Source organism: Streptomyces sp. LN549 (assembly GCF_043203805.1).
Classification (GTDB): Bacteria; Actinomycetota; Actinomycetes; order Streptomycetales; family Streptomycetaceae; genus Streptomyces.
In genome coordinates this window covers 8,853,106-8,871,760 of sequence record NZ_JAZHRI010000002.1, presented here as the reverse complement: position 1 = coordinate 8,871,760, position 18,655 = coordinate 8,853,106, and the positions used below count along the sequence as shown (strand labels likewise).

Below are 18,655 nucleotides of genomic sequence, written 5' to 3'. Positions count from 1 at the left end.
AACAGGTGCGATGTCTGAGCGCGGGAGCGGTATCGCCTCCGGACGAGGTGTGATGGATGGTTCCGGTGCTCCCAGCGCGTCATGCAATACCGACGTGTTCCGCAGGTCAATAGCAGTTTTCCTTCGGAATTCGTTGCGGGAGGATCCATGATCAACGATTTGCCGTCAAGATCGCGTCAGGGCAACGGGATCGGCCGCTGCGGGAACCGCAGTGCGGGCGCTCGAAAAATTTCGTTCAAATCCACCCGTGGTTCGCCAACGGGCCCCACCGGCACGGCCTGCGGACCATGCCGTTCCGGGACTTGTCGCCCATGGGTCGCGTTACGCAGGCTTTGGTGCGAGCCTGGATGCATGACCTGGGCGTCCTGGACGACACGCGGAGTTTACTCGGGGCACGGCGGCGTGCTCACCGAGGAAGTCGGGCCGCTGTCCGGCGACCTGACCGTCCACACCACATGGGCCGATGGCACGGCGCAGATCACGGTGCAGTACACCGATGCGGCCGACTGGTTCACGATGGCGGGCAGTCCGGTGCCGTGTCCGTCCGAGGAAGCCAGCCGGTCACTGCACGAGGCGGCAGTGGAGGCCGTCCGGCAGGGCGCGCAGGCCACCGTCCCGGTCGCGCAGCCCGGGCCGGAGCACGCCACAGGGGAAGCCGCGGCGGAGTAGCAGGCCCCTTCACGCACGTCCGAGTGCCCGTACGCGGTTGCGTACGGGCACTCGGTGCGGGTGGGGTCAGCCCGCCTTCTTCACGAACTCCGTCGTGTACGTCTTGGAGAGGTCCACATCGGCGTTCTTCAGGTTGGGGTTGAAAGCCTTCAGGACCCGCTCGACGGTGGCAGGCCCGTCCGGAGGCATCACGCCGTCCGTGGTGAACATGGGCAGGGTGCTCTTGATGGACTGTGCGTACAGCGCCGCGCCGCCACCCTGCGCGTAGTCGGCCGGCATCTTGGCCGCGATCTCCTGCGCGCTGTGGGTGGACATCCACTTCAGGGTCTTCACGAAGGCGTTGGCCAGCTTCTGCACCGTCGCCCTGTGGCTGTCGACCCACTCGGTCTGCATGTAGAGGCTGGAGGACGGATAGAGCCCGCCGAGTGCCTCCTTGGAGCCCTCCGGGGTCCGCATGTCGATGAGGATGCTGCCCAGCTTCTTGTCCAGGATGGTGGCCACGGTGGGATCCGTGGTCATACCGCCCTGGATGGAGCCCTGCTGGAGTGCGGAGATGAAAGTCTGGCCTGCACCCACGGCGACAGGGGTGAACTCGCTGGTCTTCACGTCGTTGTTCACCGCGAGGTACTTCGTCAGGAAGTCGGTGGACGAGCCGAGGCCCGTCACGCCGAGCTTCTTGCCCTTGAAGTCCTTGGCCGACCTGATGTCGGCCGCCGCCTGGTTCGACACGATCTCGACCTCTCCCGGCGCCTGTGAGAACTGGACGACGGACTCGACGTGCTTGCCCTTCACCTGGAGGTCGAGGGTGTGGTCGTAGAAACCCACGGTGCCTTGCACGTCACCGGAGACCAGAGCGGTCTCCGCCTGTACGCCGGCTGGCTCGGTCAGCAGTTGGACCGACACCTCCTCGTCCTTGAAGTAGCCGAGGCGCTCGGTGAGCATCGCGGGCAGATAGATGACCTTGTCCAGGCCGCCCACCATGATCTTGACCCGGTCGTTCTTGTCGCCGGACGCGGAGGTGGAGTCGCCTCCGCAGGCGGTCAGGCTTGTCGCGGCGAGTACGCCGGCGACGGCGAGCGCCGGGATCCGGGGGGAGATACGCATCTGGTTCACGTCCTTGTGAAGAAGGTTCCCTGGAAGCAGGGTTCGCGGGGAGGGGCAGGAAGGCGGTGGCGGAGGTCAGCGCGCGGTGTCGGCGTCGACCGGCTTCCAGCGGAAGAGCTGCTTCTCCAGGAAGGTCAGCAGCCCTTCGGCAAGCAGCGCGACGATCGCGAGGATGACCATCGCGGCGTAGACGCCGGCCGAGTTGAAGGTGCCTTGCGAGGCGGCGACCAGCAGGCCGAGTCCCTTGGTCGCGCCGATGTACTCGCCGACGATGGCGCCGATCAGGGCGAACCCGAAGCTCACGTGCAGACTGGTGAAGATCCACGAGGTGGCGGAAGGAATGACCACGTGAACGGTGACCTGGCGGTTACTGGCGCCCAGGATGCGGGAGTTGGCCACGAGGTTGCGGTCGACCTCCCTGGCCCCCTGGAAGGCGTTGAAGAAGACGGGGAAGAACACCAGGACCACCGCCGAGGCCACCTTCGACGCAGGGCCGAGGCCGAACCAGATCAGGAAGATGGGGGCGAGCACGATCCGCGGCAGCGCGTTGAGCACCTTGATGTACGGTCCGAGCACGTCGGCGGCGAAGCGGACCCGCCCCAGGGCGATGCCGAGGAGCACACCGGCGATCACCCCGATCACCCAGCCGAGCAGCGCCTCGTAGAGGGTGTACCAGATCTGTTCCCACAGGGAGCCCTGGGCGGTGCCGTCGGTCACCCAGACCCGTATCTGGTCCCATATCTTCGACGGCATCGAGAAGTTGAACGGATCGATGACCGCGGTCCTGGCCAGCCACTCCCAGAGCCCGACGACCGCGACGAGCACGGCGATCCGGCTGCCCAGCACCAGCATTCTGCGGTTGCGGGCGGCCCGCGCCCTGGCCTCGGTCCGCCCGGTCCCGGCGGTGGCCTTCACGGTGACGGTCTCAGGCGGCATCCGCGGCACCCCTCTCACGGGTGATCCGGACCTCTTCGCCGAGTGAGGACCAGATCTCTCGGTAGATCTCCAGGAACCTGGGCTCCAGGCGCACCTGTTCGACCTTGCGGGGGCGCGGCAGCCCGATCTCGAAGACCTCCTTGACCGTGGCCGGGCCCGCGGTCATCACCACGACCTTGTCGGCCAGGGCGATGGACTCCTCCAGGTCGTGGGTGACGAAGACGACGGAGGCACCCGTGCCCGCCCACAGCTCCAGCAGTTCGTCGGACATCAGGGCCCGGGTCTGCACGTCGAGGGCGGAGAACGGCTCGTCCATCAGCAGGATCTCCGGGTCGTTGACGAACGTGGCCGCGAGGGCGACCCGCTTGCGCTGTCCGCCGGAGAGCTGGTGCGGGTAGCGGTCCTCGAACGATGTCAGGCCGACCCTCGCCAGCCAGGCCCGGGCCCGCTCCTTCGCTTCCGCCTTCGGCACGCCCCGGAAGCGGGGCCCGGCCATCACGTTGGACAGGACGGTCCGCCAGGGGAAGACCGCATCCTGCTGGAAGACGAAGCCGACCTTGTCGCCGATGCCGCTCACCGGCTCGCCGGTGACCAGCACCTCGCCCTCGGTGGGCTCCTCCAGTCCGCTGATCAGGGTCAGGGTGGTCGACTTGCCGCAGCCGGTCGGTCCGACCACGGCGACGAACTCGCCCCGGCCGATCGTCAGATCCAGGTCGCGCACGGCGGTGTGGAGTGCCCCCGAAGGAGTCCGGAAGGCTTTGCTCGCCCCCCGCAGCTCGATGGCGGGGCTCGTTTCGCTGTTCATGGGGCGGGACGTTAGGGGCGCTCCGGCCGGGGCGGGAGCCTTGCGCCCACAAGCGCGGGTTGTGCCCGTAAGCCGAGGTTCTGCCCATTGTGCTCACGCCCGGACAACGAAGCGTGGACGGGGGCTAGGCAGCGAGGTCGGCGGCGTTTACGTTGCGTGCACACGGAACGAATCGGAGCACCGGATTCGAAGGCGGCGAAAGGGCAGAGGGGCGACGGCATGCGGATCCACTGGCCCCGTCGTGTCTTCGCGCAGGTCCTGCTCACCCAGGTCGCCATCACCGCGGGCGTGGTCATGCTCGTCACCGGCCTCTTCCTCGCCCCGCTCAGCCACGAACTCGACAACCAGACGATGCGCCGCGCCCTGTCCATCGCCCAGACCACCGCCGCCGAACCCGGCCTGGTCGACAAGCTGCTGAACACGGAGCCCAGTCCCACCGGGCCGGTGCAGGCCGAGGCGGAGCGGATCCGGCGGGCCACCGGGGCCCTGTACATCGTGGTGATGGACACCCGGGGCGTGCGCTGGTCGCACACCGAGACCGACCGCATCAGCAAGCACGTGTCGACCGATCCGAGCACGGCGCTGTCCGGCCGCGAGATCATGCAGATCGACATCGGCACCCTGGGCCGCTCCGCCCGGGCCAAGGTCCCACTGCGCGACCGGCACGGCACGGTGGTCGGCGCCGTCTCGGTGGGCATCGCCTACAAGAGCGTGCGCCAAGGGCTGCTGGGCACCATTCCGGCCCTCCTGCAGTACGCGGGTGCCGCACTGGCCGCCGGGGTGCTCGCGGCCCTGGCCGTGTCGCGGCGGCTGCAGCGCAGCACCCACGGTCTCGCCTTCGCCGACATCTCCGCGCTCCTGGACGAGCGCGAGGCCATGCTGCACAGCATCCGTGAGGCCGTACTGGCGCTCGACGCCCGCGGCCGGATCCGGCTGCTCAACGACGAGGCTCAGCGGCTGCTCGATCTGACGCCGGAGGCGGTGGGCCGTCCGCTGGGCGACGTGCTGGCGCCGGGCCGTACGGCGGAGGTGCTGGCGGGGCGGGTGGACGGCGCGAATCTGCTCACCGTGTGCCGGGGTCGGGTGCTGATCGCCAATCGCATGCCGACCGGTGACGGCGGCGCGGTCGTGACGCTGCGCGACCGCACCGAGCTCGAACTGCTCGGCCGTGAACTGGACTCCACACACGGCCTGCTCGACGCGCTGCGCGCCCAGGACCACGAGCACGCCAACCGCCTGCACACGCTGCTGGGTCTTCTGGAGCTCGGCCGGCACGAGGCCGCGGTGGAGTTCGTCACCGAGGTGACGGACGGGCACCGGGCCTCGGCCGAGCAGGTCGCCGAGCGGGTCAGCGATCCGCTGCTGTCGGCTCTGCTGGTGGGCAAGGCGGCTGTCGCTGCGGAACGCGGCGCCTCGCTGCGCGTCTCCCCCGCCACCCGGCTGCCCGATGTGGTGGTGGATCCGCGCGACCTGGTGACCGTGCTTGGCAACCTCATCGACAACGCCCTGGACGTCGCCACGCTGGTCGAGGTGGAACTGCTGGCCGAGGGGGCCGGCGCGGTACTGCGGGTCAGCGACAACGGACCCGGGGTCCCGGTCGCGATGCGGGAGCGGATCTTCATGGAGGGCTGGTCCACCAAGGAGTCCCCGGCCCACCGGGAGCGCGGAATCGGACTGGCTCTGGTGCGCCGTCTCGCCGAGCGGTACGGCGGCTCGGCCCGGGTCGCAGCCAGGGCGGGCGGCGGGGCGGTCTTCACGGTCGTCCTGCCCGAGGCACTCGCCGTACGGCAGTTGAGCGAAGTGGGAGGGGCACAGTGATCGACGTCCTGGTGGTGGACGACGACTTCCGTGTGGCGGAGATCAACGCGGCGTACGTGGCCAGGGTGCCCGGGTTCCGTGTCGTCTCCCGCGCGCACACGGCGGCGCAGGCCTGGTCCGTTCTCGAACGTGAGCACGTGGATCTGATCCTGCTCGATCACTATCTGCCGGACCGGACGGGGCTGACGCTCGTGGCCCAGCTGCGCCGTCTCGGCCATCCGGCCGACGTGATCATGGTGACGGCCGCCCGCGATGTGGTGACCGTGCGGACAGCGATGCGGTACGGCGCGCTGCAGTACCTGGTCAAACCGTTCAGCTTCGGCGGTCTCCGGTCCAAGTTGGAGAGTTACGCGACGCTGCGCCGCACCCTGGAGGGTGTGGAGAGCGGCCGGGGCGAGGCCGGGCAGGAGCAGGTCGACCAGATCTTCGGGGCCCTGCGCACCACGGAGTCCGTGCCGGCGGCGGGTCTGCCGAAGGGGCATTCGGCGCCCACCGCCGACGTGATCCGCCAGGTGCTGTCCTCGGCCGGTGGACCACTGTCCGCGCACGAGGTGGCGGTCCGGGCGGGGCTGAGCCGCTCCACCGCCCATCGGTATCTCAAGTACCTGGAGGGAGCGGGCCGGATCAGCCTCAGCCTGAAGTACGGCGACACCGGCCGGCCCGAGCACCGCTATGCCTGGGCCGCGGCCGGCTGAAGGTCTCCTTCCGCCCGGCCGGGGGTCACTGGGTGTCGCGGACCGCCACGATGCCGTTGAAGACGCCTACGTATGCCGTTCCGTCGGGACCGATGGTGACCGGCGCCCAGTTGTTGTCGTACGAGAGTCCCGTGCCGGTGAGCTTCGACCAACGGCGTTCCCCGGTGCGGTAGTCGACGGCGGTGAGGTACGAGGCGTCGATGCCGAGCGCGTTGGGCTCCTTCTCGTAGAAGTAGAGAAGGCCGTTGGCGGTGGACAGTTTGGGCACGGTGGAAGGCGAGCGGACGGCGCTCTCCCAGACCGTGTCGCAGCCGCTGCCGTCGGGCCGTACGTCGATGCGGGCGACTCCGCCGACGACGCTGCGGCCGAGGAGGAGCGTGCTGACGTTCTCGTAGCCGTAGTTGTTCTCGACGACGAGGCTGTTGCCCCAGCTGATCATGGGTCGGTGGTGGAGGCTCCGGAGCCGAAGACCGGGACCTTGCAGACGAGACGGCGGTCGTCGGGGACCGGGGCACGCCGGTAGACGAGCACGTTCATCCGGTCGTCGGCGTTGTCGGTGATCGCGACATAGTCGTCACCGTCGCCGAAGAGGTCGGGAGTGGTGCCCGAACCCTGGTTCACCGAGCCGGTTTTGGTGCCGGTCCCCCGGTCGTACTTCTGCCACCACTGGACGCGCGGGGTGCCGTCGGACGTGGCGCCGAAGCTGTAGAGGGCGTGGTCGGTGACGATCGAGACGCCGTCCTCGGCGACGGAGAACGAGTTCTGGATCTCCTCGCCTGTGAGTTGCACGGACCGGATGGCGGAGGTCTGCGGGTCGACCGTGCCGACCCGGCCGAGCCGGGTCACCCACCAGATGCGGCCCTGCCAGTCGGGCATGACGGACGTGACAGGATCGCAGGTGCCGCTCGGGTAGAGGTTCGTCCAGCTGACGCAGTCGTGCGGCACCTGGCCGGTGAGGTCCCAGTCGTCGACGACGGTGAATCGCCAGCTTCCGTCGGCTGCCTGTTCGTGCGCGATCCGTTGGATGTGCTGGCGTGAGTCGGCGAGGACGACCCGGTCCTGGTTGTCGAGGTAGAAGTAGGCGCCGCCCGAGGTGTCCTTGAAGATCTTCGAGAAGTCGAGCCGGGTGATGGCCTCGACGGTCGAGGAGCGCTGCGGCAGCGCGTACTCGGCGAGAGTGTCGAGGGTGCGCGGGTCCAGGAGTTTGAGCAGGAATCCGTTGAACGTGCCGCACACCGTGATCAGCCGGCCCGCCGCGTCGAAGGTGGCGGTGGCGCACTCGCCGCCCAGCGGCGCGATCTGTTCGCTGCTGACCTGCGGGTCGCGGCCGAGCGGTCCCGCGTACGGATGGGTGCCGCTGCCCGCCGCGTCGGCGTGCATACCGCTGCGGCCGTTCGGGGCGAGGAAGGGGTGCTGCGGCGGCGCCTGTCCCGGGACGGGCACAGCCGTGGCCGGCCCGCCCGTGTAGTCACTGACCAGCCGGTGCCCGGGGGCCCGGGGTATCTCGGCCGCGGCGGCCGGCGCACCGGACACCACGAACACCGGGGCACAGAGGGCAAGTACCAGGGCAAGCGCTCGGAACGGTCCGCTTCTGGGCTGCGGGGACATCGGACTCCTCGGTCGGGGGCGGGGTTCGCGCCGCCGCCCGACGCTAAGGGCTGTCCATGGAAATGCACTGCGTTTCATGGGCGCTTCACGAAGGCGCAATGCCGCCGGACAGCGCCACGCCCCGGGGATTCAGCGCCGCCCGCCGGTGCGGCGGTCGAGCATCTCTCGCCTGATCGCGGACGCCGCGGTCCTGGCCCGGTCCGAGGCGGCGCTGTGGTCTGCCTGGGCCGCCACGAAGCGGTGCGGTGGATTCACGCAGAGCGGGCACGGGGAGTCGGTGGTGATCAGCCTGCCGTCCTCGCAACTCGGCTCGGCGCAGAGTCCCGGCCGGAGCAGCTGTTCGGCGATCTCCCAGGGCTGCCGGCGACGTCCTTCCTCGTCCTTCTCCTGAAGCGCGTGGGACCAGCGAGCGTTCCACCGGCGCTCGACACGGTCCAGGAGCTGGTCGGGGGTGCGCCTGCCGAGCTCCCGCCGGATCAGCGCCACGAGATCGTTCGGGTAGCGGCCGCAGAACTCCCGTACGAGGGGAGGCGGCAGGGCATGGAGAAGATAGCCGATCGGATCGGCCCCCGGCCGCTGCCATCGCGGACACTGGCAGTCGCCGTCGGCCGCGAGCGGCGTACCGCAGCGGCCGCACAGTCCGCGGCAGTCACCGCAGAGCCCGTGATCGAGACCGTCCAGGTGCGGGGCGGGCGCCCGGCCGCACTCCCGGCAGCAGGAGGCGCAGAGTCCGCAGAGGCGTTCACTGCCGACGGCCGTCGTCCAGGGCCGCTGCAGACACCGGCAGCAGCGGCTGCTCCTGCAGTGCTCGTGATGGACGGCGCCCGGATCGCGCCCAAAAGGAGGGAATGACATGGCTGCGTTCTCCGGGTCCCGGCTCGGTGCGGCGCCCGCCGGCCGTTGCCGCGCCGGGCGAGGCCGCGGTCCGACCCGCCCCGCGCCCCACCGGACCGTTTCACACCCGCATGCCCGGGGACCCTGATTGGCAGCATGATGTGACGGTTCAATCGTAATGATCATGTTCCGGCGTCCGCCGGGACCGTTCGTGCGCATCTTCACGCCGCTGCTTGACCTTGCCACTGGCGGCAGGGTTGCACGATCGCGGCATGAACAGCAGCCCAGCAGCTCCCCTCAGCCGGATCGTCGCCATCACCGGAGCCGGAACCGGCATCGGCCGCGCCACGGCCCACGCCTTTGCCGCCGAAGGGGCCACCGTGCTCGTCATCGGCCGTCGCCGCGGACCACTCGAAGAGACCGCCGCCGGCGCCGACCGGATCGTGCCGCTGGTGGCAGACATCACCGGCCCGGGTGAGCCCGAGCGCATCATCCGGACCGCGCAGGAGACGTACGGCCGGCTCGATGTGCTGGTCAACAACGCCGCCGTGGTCCGCAGTGGCGCACTCGGCACCCTCTCCACCGGAATGATCGAGCCGCAGATCGCCACCAACCTGGTCGCGCCCATGCTGCTCTCCCAGGCCGCGCTGCCCCTGCTGGAGGCTTCCGGCGGCGTCATCGTGAATGTCAGTACGTCGATCGGCCAGCGGGCCTGGCCCGGCAGTTCCGTCTATGCGGCGACCAAGACGGCGCTGGAACTGCTCACCCGCAGCTGGGCGGTCGAGCTCGCACCACGCGGCATCCGCGTCGTGGCGGTCGCACCCGGCGCGATCGCCACACCGAGCGGGATGCACCAGGGACTGACCCCGGAACAGCTGACAGCACTCCGGGAGTGGCAACTGGCCCACACACCTCTGGGCCGGGTCGGCAGGCCCGAGGAGGTGGCCCGCTCGATCGTCCATCTCGCCTCACCGGAGTCCTCGTTCATCACCGGTGCGATTCTCCCGGTCGACGGGGGCGCGGTGGTGGCGTGATAGGACTGAACGGGGAGGTGGTGGGGGTGCGGATCGGTGAACTGGCCGAGGCCACCGGCACGACCGCTCGTGCGTTGCGCCACTACGAGCAGGCCGGACTGATCACCTCGCAGCGGGCGGCCAACGGATACCGCGTGTACGAGGAGCGGACGGTGGTCCGGGTCCGCAACATCCGTCATCTGCTGGCCGCCGGGCTCACGGTGGACGACGTACGGCTGTTCCTGCCCTGTCTGGACGGCGACGTTGCCGCGGCCCCGCACTCCGAGCGGGGGCTGCGGATCGCACGCGAGCGGCTGGCCGTCCTCGAAGCACGGATCGCCACTCAGATCGAGGCGAGGGACCGGCTGGCCACGGCACTGCAGACCCTGTCCGGTGGCCCGGCCCCTCAGGACGGAGCCACCGGTCCGGCGATGCGGTCAGGGCTTGATGCTGCTGACGACATCGGCTGTGGCCGTGAGGCCTTCCTGAATGGTGGGGGCCATGCTCGTGCCCGCGAGGAAGAACCCGAGGAGGGCGCAGACCAGGGCGTGCGAGACCTTCAGTCCGCCGTTGCGGAGGAAGATCACCGCGAGAATCAGCAGAAGCAGCACCAGTGAGATCGAAATGGCCATGGCCAACCTCCTCCGCCGCGCCGGAATTGCGGCATTCGCCGCCAGTTTGGCGTAGCGGAGGAGCCATCCGGCGCACTGGCGTGTACGCCAAACGGGTACGGCCTAGCTTGCGTGCCGGCCGTGGGTGTGCAGGAAGCGGGCAAGGCCCACGAGGTCGTCGCTGTTGAGGTGGTCCACCCCGGCCGCCAGGAGTTCGGCCCAGACCGCCTCGCGCTCGGGACCCGGCACATCGGGAGTGGCCCAGAAGCGCACCCGCTGCCCCGCTCGGTGCGCGGCGGCGGTGATCGCGCGCAGCGCGTCCCGTTCGGCGGGCGGGATCGGTCCGGCACCCAGCCAGCTGAAGCTTCCCGTCCAACTGCTGCTGATGAGGGGGATGAACGAGGCCGTGGCAGCGGTGCCGAGGTCATCGAGGCGGCCGTCGTAGAAGGCGTGCCGGGTGCGCTGGGCCTCCATCGGCGCACGTGCCGCCCGGTCGCCCGAGATGACGGCGGTGACGGCTCCGGGCCGCACCCGGCCGCCGGAGAAGGACGTCAGCATCTGCCGGTGGCGGCGCAGTTGACGGTCCAGTTCCGCGTAGGCGGCCGCGCCGTCCGTCTTGATGTCGATCAGCAGCTGCACCGGTGCGCGGTCGTCGCGGAAAACGGTCCCGTGGTTGCCGCGGACCCTGGCGAGGAGTGGATCGAGGTAGAGCGCGGAGAGGGTGCGCGCGGGGTCGAGGTCGGTGGCCTCGTGGGCGACCAGCAGTTCGCCGTCCACGAGGAAGATGTCCGCCTCGACACTGGTGAACCCCTGCGCCAGGGCGTCGTGGAGCGGACGGGGGTGCAGATAGTCGTTGTGCGCGTGGGCGTGGAGCAGGGGGCGCGGGCCCCGGGCGGGCGGGGCTTCGCTCGCGGAGGCCGTTCGAAGGGGTGCGAGGGTACCTGCGGCCGCGGTGGCCAGTGCGGTGGTGACGACGCGGCGGCGGGTGGGGAACACCATGGAATCTCCCGGTTGCGAGGCGTGCCGGACGGGCGGACGCGACCGAGTATGGAAGCGTCCTGCCTCAACAGGGGCGCGGACGAGGAGAGTTGTCTCGTTCGCCGCCCGTCCGTCGGCTCGCGTTCCGCCCGCCGTGGCCGGATCCGCACGAAACGGCCACGGCGCCTGGCCGCCTGGGTAAGCGCGCACGGCGGAGCGGGGGCACGTGGGCACGTACCCCCGCTCCTGGTCCGGCCGAGGTTCCTACGGCGCCGGCAGCTCCATCAGGGCGGCGACGGACTCGCGATGGCGGCCCGCCGTGCCGAAGGCGGTCGCGTCGGCCTTGGCCCGCTTCAGATACAGGTGCGCCGGGTGCTCCCAGGTCATCCCGATGCCGCCGTGCAACTGCACGCACTCCTCCGCCGCGTGGACGGCGACCTTGGAGCAGTACGCCTGTGCCACGGCCACCGCCAACGGCGCGTCGGGACTGCCCGTCGCCAGCGCGTCCGCGGCGTTGCGTGCCGCCGCCCGGGCCGACACGACCTCCAGCCAGAGCTGCGCCATGCGGTGCTTGAGCGACTGGAAGGATCCGACCGGGCGGTTGAACTGGTGGCGCTCCCGGGTGTGCCGGACCGTCTCGGTCAGGCACCACTCGGCGAGTCCGAGCTGTTCGGAGGCGAGGAGTCCGGCACCGGCCAGCAGCCCCCGGTCCACCGCGGCCCGCGCCGCCGCGGCATCCGCGAGGCGGGTTCCGGTGGCGCCGGTGAGGGTGACGGTGGCGAGCGGGCGGGTCAGGTCGAGCGGGACGAGCGGCTGCACGACGACGCCGGGCGCTTCCGCGGCGACCGCGTACAGCCCGTCGGCGGTGGGCACCAGGAGCACGTCGGCGGCGGCCGCGTCGGCGACCGGCCCGAGTGTTCCGTCGAGGGCCGCGGTCATCACCTGCGTGTCGGACGCCGAGGCGGAGAAGGGGACGGCGAGCACCGCGACCTTGCGGCCCGCTGCCAGTTCGGCGAGGAGTTCCGCCACCGGTCCGTCCTCCGCGCCGAGCGCCAGGAGCGTCTCGGTGGCGACGACGGAGCTGGTCAGATAGGGCGCGGGCGCGACGCTGCGCCCGAGCTCCTCGATGACGACGGCGGCCTCGCGGTGGGTGGCGCCCTGGCCGCCGAGCTTCTCGGGCACCAGGAGGCCGGCGGCACCGATGTCGGTGGCGAGGCCCTTCCAGAGCTGCGGGTCGTACGGCGTGTCGGACTCGGTACGGGCGATCACCGCCGGCGCGTCGCACCGGTCGGCGAGCAGGGTGCGGACTGCGGCCCGCAGGTCCTCCTCGGCCTCCGAGTACAGCAGGTCGGGCGCCTGGCTCGGTTCGGTCTGTGAGGTCATCGGGAGAGGTCCTTCCAGGCTACGTCCTTGTCGTTGCGCGGCTCCGCGGGCAGACCGAGCACGCGTTCGGCGACGATGTTGAGCAGTACCTCGCTCGTGCCGCCCTCGATGGAGTTGCCCTTGGAGCGGAGGTAGCGGTAGCCGGCGTCACGTCCGGTGAAGTCGACGTGGTCCGGGCGTCGCATGGTCCAGTCGCTGTACAACAGTCCTTCGTCGCCGAGGAGTTCGACTTCGAGTCCGCTGATCTCCTGGTTGAGGCGGGCGAAGGCGAGCTTCATGCCGGAACCCTCGGGTCCCGGCTGTCCCGCGACGAGCTGCTGACGCAGGCGCTCGCCGGCGAGACGGGCGACCTCGGCCTCGACCCAGAGGGTCAGCAGGCGCTGATGCAGGTCGTGGGTGCGCAGTTCGGGACGTTCGCGCCAGGTCTGCGCGATGGGGCCGATCATGCCGCCCTCGCGCGGGATGCGGGAACCGCCGATGGAGACACGCTCGTTCATGAGCGTCGTCTGCGCGACCTTCCAGCCTTCCCCGACCGCGCCGAGCCTGCGACTGTCGGGGATGCGGACCCCGGTGAGGAAGACCTCGTTGAACTCGGCCTCACCGGTGATCTGGCGCAGCGGCCGCACCTCGACGCCGGGGTCGGTCATGTCGCAGATGAAGTAGCTGATGCCGCGGTGCTTGGGCACGTCCGGGTCGGTGCGGGCGATGAGGATCGCCCAGCGCGCCACATGGGCGCTGGACGTCCAGACCTTCTGCCCGTCGACCACCCAGTCGCCCCCGCCCCCGGCTTCGCTCGAGCGGGAGGTACCCCCTTCGTCGCGCACGGCGCGCGTACCGAGGGCGGCCAGGTCCGACCCGGCGCCCGGCTCACTGAAGAGCTGGCACCACACCTCCTCGCCGACCCACAGGGGGCGCAGGAAACGCTGCTTCTGCTCCTCGGTGCCGAAGCCGAGAATGGTCGGGGCGGCCATGCCGAGGCCGATGCCGATGCGACGCGGGTCGTTGTCCGGGGCGTTCGCGGCGGCGAGCTCGGCGTCGACGACGGGCTGCAGGGAGCGCGGCGCGTCGAGCCCGCCGAGTCCGGCCGGGTAGTGCACCCAGGCGAGTCCGGCGTCGAAGCGCGCCTTGAGGAAGTCGGTGCGATCGGTGGTGGCCGGGGGGTGCGCGGCGAGGAGTTCGCGGGTGCGGCGGCGCAGTTCGGCGGCGTCGGGGGCGGTCATCGGGCGGCTCCTGACGGGAGGACGACGATGCGGCCGGTGCTGGTGCCGTCGGCGACGCGCTGGACGGCGGCCGCTGCCCCGTCCATCGGGACCCGCTCGCTGATGAGCGGCTTGATGACGCCCTGCGCGGCAAGCCGGGTGAGCTCCTCGTGGCAGTCGCGGACCGCCTGCGGGTCCTTCGTGTTGTACAGGCCCCAGTGGAGCCCGACGACGGAGTAGTTCTTCACCAGGGCGTGGTTGAGCCCGGGGGTGGGAATGACGCCGCTGGCGAAGCCGACGACGATCACCCGGCCCTCGAAGGCGATGCACTTCACGGACTTGGCGTACGCGTCGCCGCCGACGGGGTCGTACACCACGTCGGCGCCACGCCCGCCGGTGAACTCCTTGACCGCGGCGACGATGTCCTCGGTACGCCGGTCGATGACCAGGTCGCAGCCGAGCTCGGCAGCGGTCTTGGCCTTCTCGGGACCACCGACCACACCGATGACGGTGGCGCCGGCGGCCTTGCCGAGCTGAACGGCCGCACTGCCGACACCACCTGCCGCGGCGTGGACGAGAAGGGTCTCGCCGGCCTGGAGGTGCGCCCGGCGATGCAGTCCGAACCAGCCGGTCTGGTAGCCGATGTGCAGGGCTGCCGCCTCGGCGTCGTCCAGGGCGTCGGGGGCCGGCAGCAGGGCCGTCCCGTCCGCGACGACGTACTGGGCGAATCCGCCGTTCGGCAGGGCGGGGGTGGCGAGCACCCGTCGGCCGTCCTCGGTCCTGCCGCAGATCTCGACGCCGGGCGTGAACGGCAGCGGGGGCCGCACCTGGTACTGGCCGCGGCAGAGCAGCGCATCGGGGAAGTTGATGTTCGCCGCGAGCACCTCGATGAGCACCTGCCCGTCGCCGGGCGTCGGCCGGTCCGTCTCTTCGAGCCGCATCACCTCGCTCGGCTCGCCGTTCCGGTGCACTCGCCATGCCTGCATGAGGGGCCTCCACAACACTGTCGGCATTTCCACTGCTCCGGCGCATACTAAGCGGTCGCTTGCCCCTGTGGGAACAACCTGCGGGTGACCGGTTCGGCCGGGCCGCGACACGGGTGTGCGCCCGGCCCCGCCCCTGAAGGGTGCGGCGGCGCCGGGCGCACGGTGGAGCAGGGGCTGCTACTTGCCGACCACGACCTCCGCGATGCCGGGTGCCGCGGAACCCGCGTGCCAGGCGAGGCGTACCGCGTCGGCGGTCCGGCCCGCCGCCTCGACCCTCGTGTACGGGCCGTCGAGCGCGCCGATGGTCTGCCAGCTCCCGTCCGCGTTCCGCAGCTGGATGTCGGCCGCGGCCTCGGATCCGGCCGGCTGGAGGACCGTGACCGCTCCCACCGCACGCGCGGCGACGAGGCCCACCTCCAGGGATTCTCCGGCCTCGGGCACGCGCGCGGCCCGGTACACGCTCGCCGGGTCCCCGTCGGCCGCCGAGCGCAGGGCCGATCCGGCGGCTGCCGGCGGATTGCCCGTGATCTCACCGTCCGTGGTCGCCACGCTGAATTCGCGGACGACGAGCCAGCTGTTCTGACCGGCGGTCGCCCTGGCCCGCACATAGCGGGCCTCGGTGCCGGCGGGGACGGTCGCGATGACGTCCGGCTTGCCCGAGAACTCGGTGAGCTGCGTCCAGTTCTGCCCGTCCGTCGAGTACTCCAGCACCCCCGCGTGGAGGTAGTCGTCGGTGCTGCCGGGCTTGGCCATCGCGAGAGTGACGTCGCCGATGTCCCGGGCCTCCCCGAGGTCGACGGTGAGCTGGTCGCCCTCGGCGGGCGCCCCGTCGCTCCAGAAGTAGGTGGAGTCGTCGCCGTCGAGGATCCTGGCGAGGGTGTTGCTCTGGTACGTGCCGAGGCTCGTCGACGCCGTGGGCCGGCCGCTCACGCCGAGGATCCGGTCGTACTCGGCGGTGGCCGCGTCGACGAACCCGTCCAGCTTCCCGTCGCCCACGAGGACCGGAACCTTGCGTCCGTCGAGCCCGGTGTACGTGAACGACTTGGCGCGCTCGACCTGTGCGGGCAGTTGCTGCCGGAGCTCCCAGGCCAGGGCGCCCTTTCCGGCACGGGCCGCCTCGACCATGCGCAGGGCGGTGCCCGACGCGGCCGCCCAGGACTCGGTGGCGTCCAGCCAGGGGCCCGAGTCCTCGATGAAGCCGCGGTCCGGAAGGTCGGCACGCAGCCGGGCCGGCGCGGCACCGAGGCCGGTGAGCACCGAGGCGAGCCGCTTCGCGTCACCGGTCTTCCAGTAGCCGGCGAACTCCGCGGCCAGCTCCGGCGCCTTGTCGGTGTTGAGTGCCGAGCTGTAGTTGACGTCGGCGAAGGCGCGCAGGGCCTTCTCGGTGCGCGAGTCGCCGCCCGCGTACTCCTTGAGCCCCTTGCCCCACGACGTGCGCGGGTCGTAGGCCCCGTCGTTCCAGGCGTAGTCCGCGACGGTGTACAGCGAGAGCTTCGAGGCGTACGGCTGGATCATCGGGTTGGCGGTGATCCCGGCCAGCCGGCCCGGCAGCCCCTTCTCGCGGCCGTTGAACGGGCCGAGCAGCAGCCGGTTGGTCGCGTAGTCGTTCACCGGGTAGTTGTCCCAGGTCAGGATCGGGTGTCCGAACACCTGCCGGGCCGCGTCCGCCTGAGCGACCGTCATGGTCGGGGCGACCACGCCGACACCGGTCCACTCGACGAGTACGTCCGGGTCGAGCTGTTCGGAGAGAGCCGTCTTGTACGGGGACTCGGACACGTTGTAGTACTCGGTGGGGACCATCTGGAGCGGCTCGGCACCGGGGTGTGTGGCGATGAACTCCTGGTTGACCTTGTTCAGCAGATACGCCTGCGCGGCACCTGCCGCACCGCCCCCGGTCCCCCATTTCGCCTTGTCGGCGTCACAGTTCCAGTCGGTGTAGCTGATGTCGTCGAGCGGCACCGCAAAGGTGCGCACACCGATGTCCCAGATCGTCTGGAACTTGTCGACGAGTGCCTTCGCGTCCTCGTCGGAGCTGTAGCAGACCGACAGGCCGGGAGAGAGGGCGTAGGTGAACTCCACATGGCGCTGGACCGCCCGGTCGGTAAGGTCCTTGATCTGTGCCAACTGGTCGGCGGGGTACGGGTCGCGCCACTTCTCTCGGAGGTAGGCGTCGTCCTTGGGCGAGTACACGTAGATGTTCATCTTGTGCTCGCCGTAGTAGTCCAGCTGGTCCAGGCGGGCCTCGTGGGACCACGGGGTGCCGTAGAAGCCCTCGATGACACCACGCAGTGCGGTGCCGGGCCAGTCGCGCACCGAGAGTCCGTCGACCTTGGCTCCCGGATGCGCTCGCTGCGGCAGGACCTGGCGCAGGGTCTGCGCGGCGTAGTACGTGCCGGTGGTGTCCTTGCCGGCGAGGACGATACGGCCCGCCCCGATGCCGAGGACGTATCCGTCGGCGGGCAGCTCCGACGGCCCTTCGAGTCCCTGGGCGGCGAGCGGGCCGGCGTCGCCGACGTGGACGTTGAGCCCGTTCGCGGCCGGCCGCGTGGCGCGGACCACCCGCTGCGCACCGGCCTTGCGCAGGGCGGCTGTCACCACGTCCAGCGTCGGCTCGTCGGCCGTCCCCCCGGCGACGAGGGTGACGGTGGGAGTGATCGTGATCCGGTCCGGCCGGCTCTTGACGGACTGCGGGGTGGGGGTGATGGCCGGGGTGTCCTGGGCCTTGGCCGGGGTGCCGTCCGGTCTGTTGCCGGCCGCGTGAGCGGTGGGCCCGGCGGTCAGCAGACCACCGACGAGCAGGGCCGCCGCCGCGGCGATTGCGGTGAGGCGGGGTGGGCGAGGCGTCACAGATCCTCCATCGGTCACTCAGGTCACCAGAGTCGCGCAACACAACATCACCGAATTCAACATCCTGGCGCTTACATGTCAATGGTCTGGACAACATCAGCGCGTGGACCTGGACTTTTGTCTCGCAGACCTGGATTTTTGTCTCACAGAAGCCCGGATTCTTCACCTCTCGGACCTGGCCTTGTGTCGGCGGAAGCGGTACTCATGCGTCCATGACGGAGAGCATGCACACTCCCGGAATCGCCGCTCCTCCCCCGCTGGGCGCGAGCGCCCTGCCCGCCGGCACGTACGACGGCAGCGTGGTGCTGGTGACCGGCGGGGGCTCCGGCCTCGGCAAGGCCGTCGCGGCCGAGTTCGCCCGGCTGGGGGCGAACCTGGTACTCGTCGGCCGGAGCGCCGAGCGACTGGCCGCCGCCCGGGAGGAGCTGGCGCCCCTGACCGGCGGCCGGGTCCTGACCGTCCCGGGCGACATCCGGAACCCGGACAGGATCGCGGAGGTGTTCGACGCGGCCGAAGCGGAACCGGGGCTGCCCGATGTGCTCGTCAACAACGCGGCGGCCAACTTCCCGTCACCCGCCGAGGACCTGTCGCCGAACGCCTGGCGGGCCGTCCTCGACATCACCCTGACCGGAACCTGGTTCATGACCCGGGAGTTCGCGCGGCGCCACCTCGCGGCCCGGACCGCCGGCTCGATCGTGTGCGTCGGCGCCTCGTACGCCTGGACGGGCGGCCCCGGGTACGCCCACTCGGCGGCCGCCAAAGCCGGGGTGAAGAACCTGGTCGAGACCCTTGCCGTGGAGTGGGGACCGTACGGCATCCGCGTCAACGGGCTGGTGCCCGGCCTGATGCCGCACGAGGACATGACCGGCGACATCCGCGGCCACCTCGACCGGGACGAGGCGGCAGCGGGGAGCCGGGACCGGGATCTCCATGCACGGCAGCCCGCGCTACGGGTGGGGCTGCCGCGCGAGCTGGGCTGGGCGGCGACCTTCCTGGCCTCGCCGTACGCCGCCTTCATCTCCGGTCATTCGCTGGTGGTCGACGGGGCGAACTGGCAACGGCGCTCGCTGGTCGCGCCGCCCGTGGTGCCGGTACGCGAACAACTGGGCCGCGGGCCGTTCACCCTGCCCTGCGCCGACTGACCGTGAGCCGTGCCGCGGGGGACGCTC

15 protein-coding genes and 2 pseudogenes are annotated in these 18,655 nt (G+C 70.7%); 6 read left to right on the top strand and 11 right to left on the bottom strand.

The window, feature by feature from the left end; all coding sequences use genetic code 11:
* The first annotated feature begins 351 nt into the window (after positions 1–351).
* Complete coding sequence (locus SH922_RS39200) at positions 352–669, top strand: hypothetical protein (RefSeq protein ID WP_393063261.1); 318 nt, start codon at positions 352–354, stop codon at positions 667–669.
* Positions 670–735: 66 nt separating this feature from the next.
* Here the strand turns inward: SH922_RS39200 and SH922_RS39195 are convergent, their stop codons facing one another.
* The 3 genes from SH922_RS39195 to SH922_RS39185 all read right to left on the bottom strand — a co-directional run bounded on the left by SH922_RS39195 (position 736) and on the right by SH922_RS39185 (position 3,514).
* Positions 736–1,773 carry an ABC transporter substrate-binding protein gene (locus tag SH922_RS39195; protein WP_393063260.1) on the bottom strand — a complete coding sequence of 346 codons (1,038 nt, stop codon included), beginning with the start codon at positions 1,771–1,773 and terminating at the stop codon, positions 736–738.
* A gap of 75 nt (positions 1,774–1,848) precedes the next feature.
* Entirely contained in the window at positions 1,849–2,709 is an 861-nt protein-coding gene (locus SH922_RS39190; RefSeq protein ID WP_393063259.1) for an ABC transporter permease, read from the bottom strand.
* The gene (locus tag SH922_RS39185; RefSeq protein WP_393063258.1) at positions 2,699–3,514 is read right to left on the bottom strand and encodes an ABC transporter ATP-binding protein; all 816 of its coding nucleotides are present in this window, start codon (positions 3,512–3,514) and stop codon (positions 2,699–2,701) included. Before SH922_RS39185 ends, SH922_RS39190 begins: the two co-directional genes overlap by 11 nt.
* A gap of 219 nt (positions 3,515–3,733) precedes the next feature.
* Here SH922_RS39185 and SH922_RS39180 point away from each other — a divergent pair, with 219 nt between their 5' ends.
* Together SH922_RS39180 and SH922_RS39175 are read left to right on the top strand one after the other, a co-directional pair.
* On the top strand, positions 3,734–5,332 hold the full coding sequence (locus SH922_RS39180; protein WP_393063257.1) for an ATP-binding protein: 1,599 nt from the start codon (positions 3,734–3,736) through the stop codon (positions 5,330–5,332).
* On the top strand, positions 5,329–6,027 hold the full coding sequence (locus SH922_RS39175) for a response regulator (protein WP_393063256.1): 699 nt from the start codon (positions 5,329–5,331) through the stop codon (positions 6,025–6,027). Before SH922_RS39180 ends, SH922_RS39175 begins: the two co-directional genes overlap by 4 nt.
* A gap of 25 nt (positions 6,028–6,052) precedes the next feature.
* Here the strand turns inward: SH922_RS39175 and SH922_RS39170 are convergent.
* Both SH922_RS39170 and SH922_RS39165 read right to left on the bottom strand, forming a co-directional pair.
* Positions 6,053–7,635 (bottom strand): annotated as a pseudogene (locus SH922_RS39170) (hypothetical protein).
* Positions 7,636–7,764: 129 nt separating this feature from the next.
* Positions 7,765–8,490 carry a hypothetical protein gene (locus tag SH922_RS39165; protein WP_393063255.1) on the bottom strand — a complete coding sequence of 242 codons (726 nt, stop codon included), beginning with the start codon at positions 8,488–8,490 and terminating at the stop codon, positions 7,765–7,767.
* Between the two features lie 251 nt (positions 8,491–8,741).
* Here SH922_RS39165 and SH922_RS39160 point away from each other — a divergent pair, with 251 nt between their 5' ends.
* Both SH922_RS39160 and SH922_RS39155 read left to right on the top strand, forming a co-directional pair.
* Positions 8,742–9,503: an SDR family NAD(P)-dependent oxidoreductase gene (locus SH922_RS39160; protein WP_393063254.1), complete on the top strand. Its 762-nt coding sequence runs from the start codon at positions 8,742–8,744 to the stop codon at positions 9,501–9,503.
* Between the two features lie 26 nt (positions 9,504–9,529).
* Positions 9,530–9,877: pseudogene (locus SH922_RS39155) on the top strand (MerR family transcriptional regulator); the annotation flags it as partial.
* A gap of 42 nt (positions 9,878–9,919) precedes the next feature.
* Here SH922_RS39155 and SH922_RS39150 read toward each other — a convergent pair.
* From SH922_RS39150 to SH922_RS39125, 6 genes are all read right to left on the bottom strand, one after another.
* Complete coding sequence (locus tag SH922_RS39150; protein WP_362544789.1) at positions 9,920–10,114, bottom strand: hypothetical protein; 195 nt, start codon at positions 10,112–10,114, stop codon at positions 9,920–9,922.
* A gap of 102 nt (positions 10,115–10,216) precedes the next feature.
* Positions 10,217–11,092, bottom strand: a complete 876-nt coding sequence (locus SH922_RS39145; protein WP_393063253.1) for a phosphatidylinositol-specific phospholipase C/glycerophosphodiester phosphodiesterase family protein — start codon at positions 11,090–11,092, stop codon at positions 10,217–10,219.
* 243 nt (positions 11,093–11,335) lie between these two features.
* A complete protein-coding gene (locus SH922_RS39140) occupies positions 11,336–12,454 on the bottom strand; it encodes an acyl-CoA dehydrogenase family protein (RefSeq protein ID WP_393063252.1) in 1,119 nt (372 codons plus the stop codon).
* On the bottom strand, positions 12,451–13,674 hold the full coding sequence (locus tag SH922_RS39135; protein WP_393063251.1) for an acyl-CoA dehydrogenase family protein: 1,224 nt from the start codon (positions 13,672–13,674) through the stop codon (positions 12,451–12,453). Before SH922_RS39135 ends, SH922_RS39140 begins: the two co-directional genes overlap by 4 nt.
* Complete coding sequence (locus tag SH922_RS39130; RefSeq protein WP_393063250.1) at positions 13,671–14,639, bottom strand: NADPH:quinone oxidoreductase family protein; 969 nt, start codon at positions 14,637–14,639, stop codon at positions 13,671–13,673. Before SH922_RS39130 ends, SH922_RS39135 begins: the two co-directional genes overlap by 4 nt.
* A gap of 177 nt (positions 14,640–14,816) precedes the next feature.
* On the bottom strand, positions 14,817–17,486 hold the full coding sequence (locus tag SH922_RS39125; protein ID WP_393063249.1) for a beta-N-acetylglucosaminidase domain-containing protein: 2,670 nt from the start codon (positions 17,484–17,486) through the stop codon (positions 14,817–14,819).
* Positions 17,487–17,698: 212 nt separating this feature from the next.
* Here SH922_RS39125 and SH922_RS39120 point away from each other — a divergent pair, with 212 nt between their 5' ends.
* Positions 17,699–18,628 carry an SDR family oxidoreductase gene (locus SH922_RS39120; protein WP_393063248.1) on the top strand — a complete coding sequence of 310 codons (930 nt, stop codon included), beginning with the start codon at positions 17,699–17,701 and terminating at the stop codon, positions 18,626–18,628.
* Positions 18,629–18,655: the final 27 nt, after the last annotated feature.

Coding starts and splice junctions, on each gene's coding strand:
- SH922_RS39160 (WP_393063254.1), top strand. CDS start 8,742: ATGAACAGCAGCCCAGCAGCTCCCCTCAGCCGGATCGTCGCCATCACC.
- SH922_RS39130 (WP_393063250.1), bottom strand. CDS start 14,639: ATGCAGGCATGGCGAGTGCACCGGAACGGCGAGCCGAGCGAGGTGATG.
- SH922_RS39140 (WP_393063252.1), bottom strand. CDS start 12,454: ATGACCTCACAGACCGAACCGAGCCAGGCGCCCGACCTGCTGTACTCG.
- SH922_RS39200 (WP_393063261.1), top strand. CDS start 352: ATGACCTGGGCGTCCTGGACGACACGCGGAGTTTACTCGGGGCACGGC.
- SH922_RS39165 (WP_393063255.1), bottom strand. CDS start 8,490: ATGTCATTCCCTCCTTTTGGGCGCGATCCGGGCGCCGTCCATCACGAG.
- SH922_RS39185 (WP_393063258.1), bottom strand. CDS start 3,514: ATGAACAGCGAAACGAGCCCCGCCATCGAGCTGCGGGGGGCGAGCAAA.
- SH922_RS39135 (WP_393063251.1), bottom strand. CDS start 13,674: ATGACCGCCCCCGACGCCGCCGAACTGCGCCGCCGCACCCGCGAACTC.
- SH922_RS39180 (WP_393063257.1), top strand. CDS start 3,734: ATGCGGATCCACTGGCCCCGTCGTGTCTTCGCGCAGGTCCTGCTCACC.
- SH922_RS39150 (WP_362544789.1), bottom strand. CDS start 10,114: ATGGCCATTTCGATCTCACTGGTGCTGCTTCTGCTGATTCTCGCGGTG.
- SH922_RS39145 (WP_393063253.1), bottom strand. CDS start 11,092: ATGGTGTTCCCCACCCGCCGCCGCGTCGTCACCACCGCACTGGCCACC.
- SH922_RS39195 (WP_393063260.1), bottom strand. CDS start 1,773: ATGCGTATCTCCCCCCGGATCCCGGCGCTCGCCGTCGCCGGCGTACTC.
- SH922_RS39190 (WP_393063259.1), bottom strand. CDS start 2,709: ATGCCGCCTGAGACCGTCACCGTGAAGGCCACCGCCGGGACCGGGCGG.
- SH922_RS39120 (WP_393063248.1), top strand. CDS start 17,699: ATGACGGAGAGCATGCACACTCCCGGAATCGCCGCTCCTCCCCCGCTG.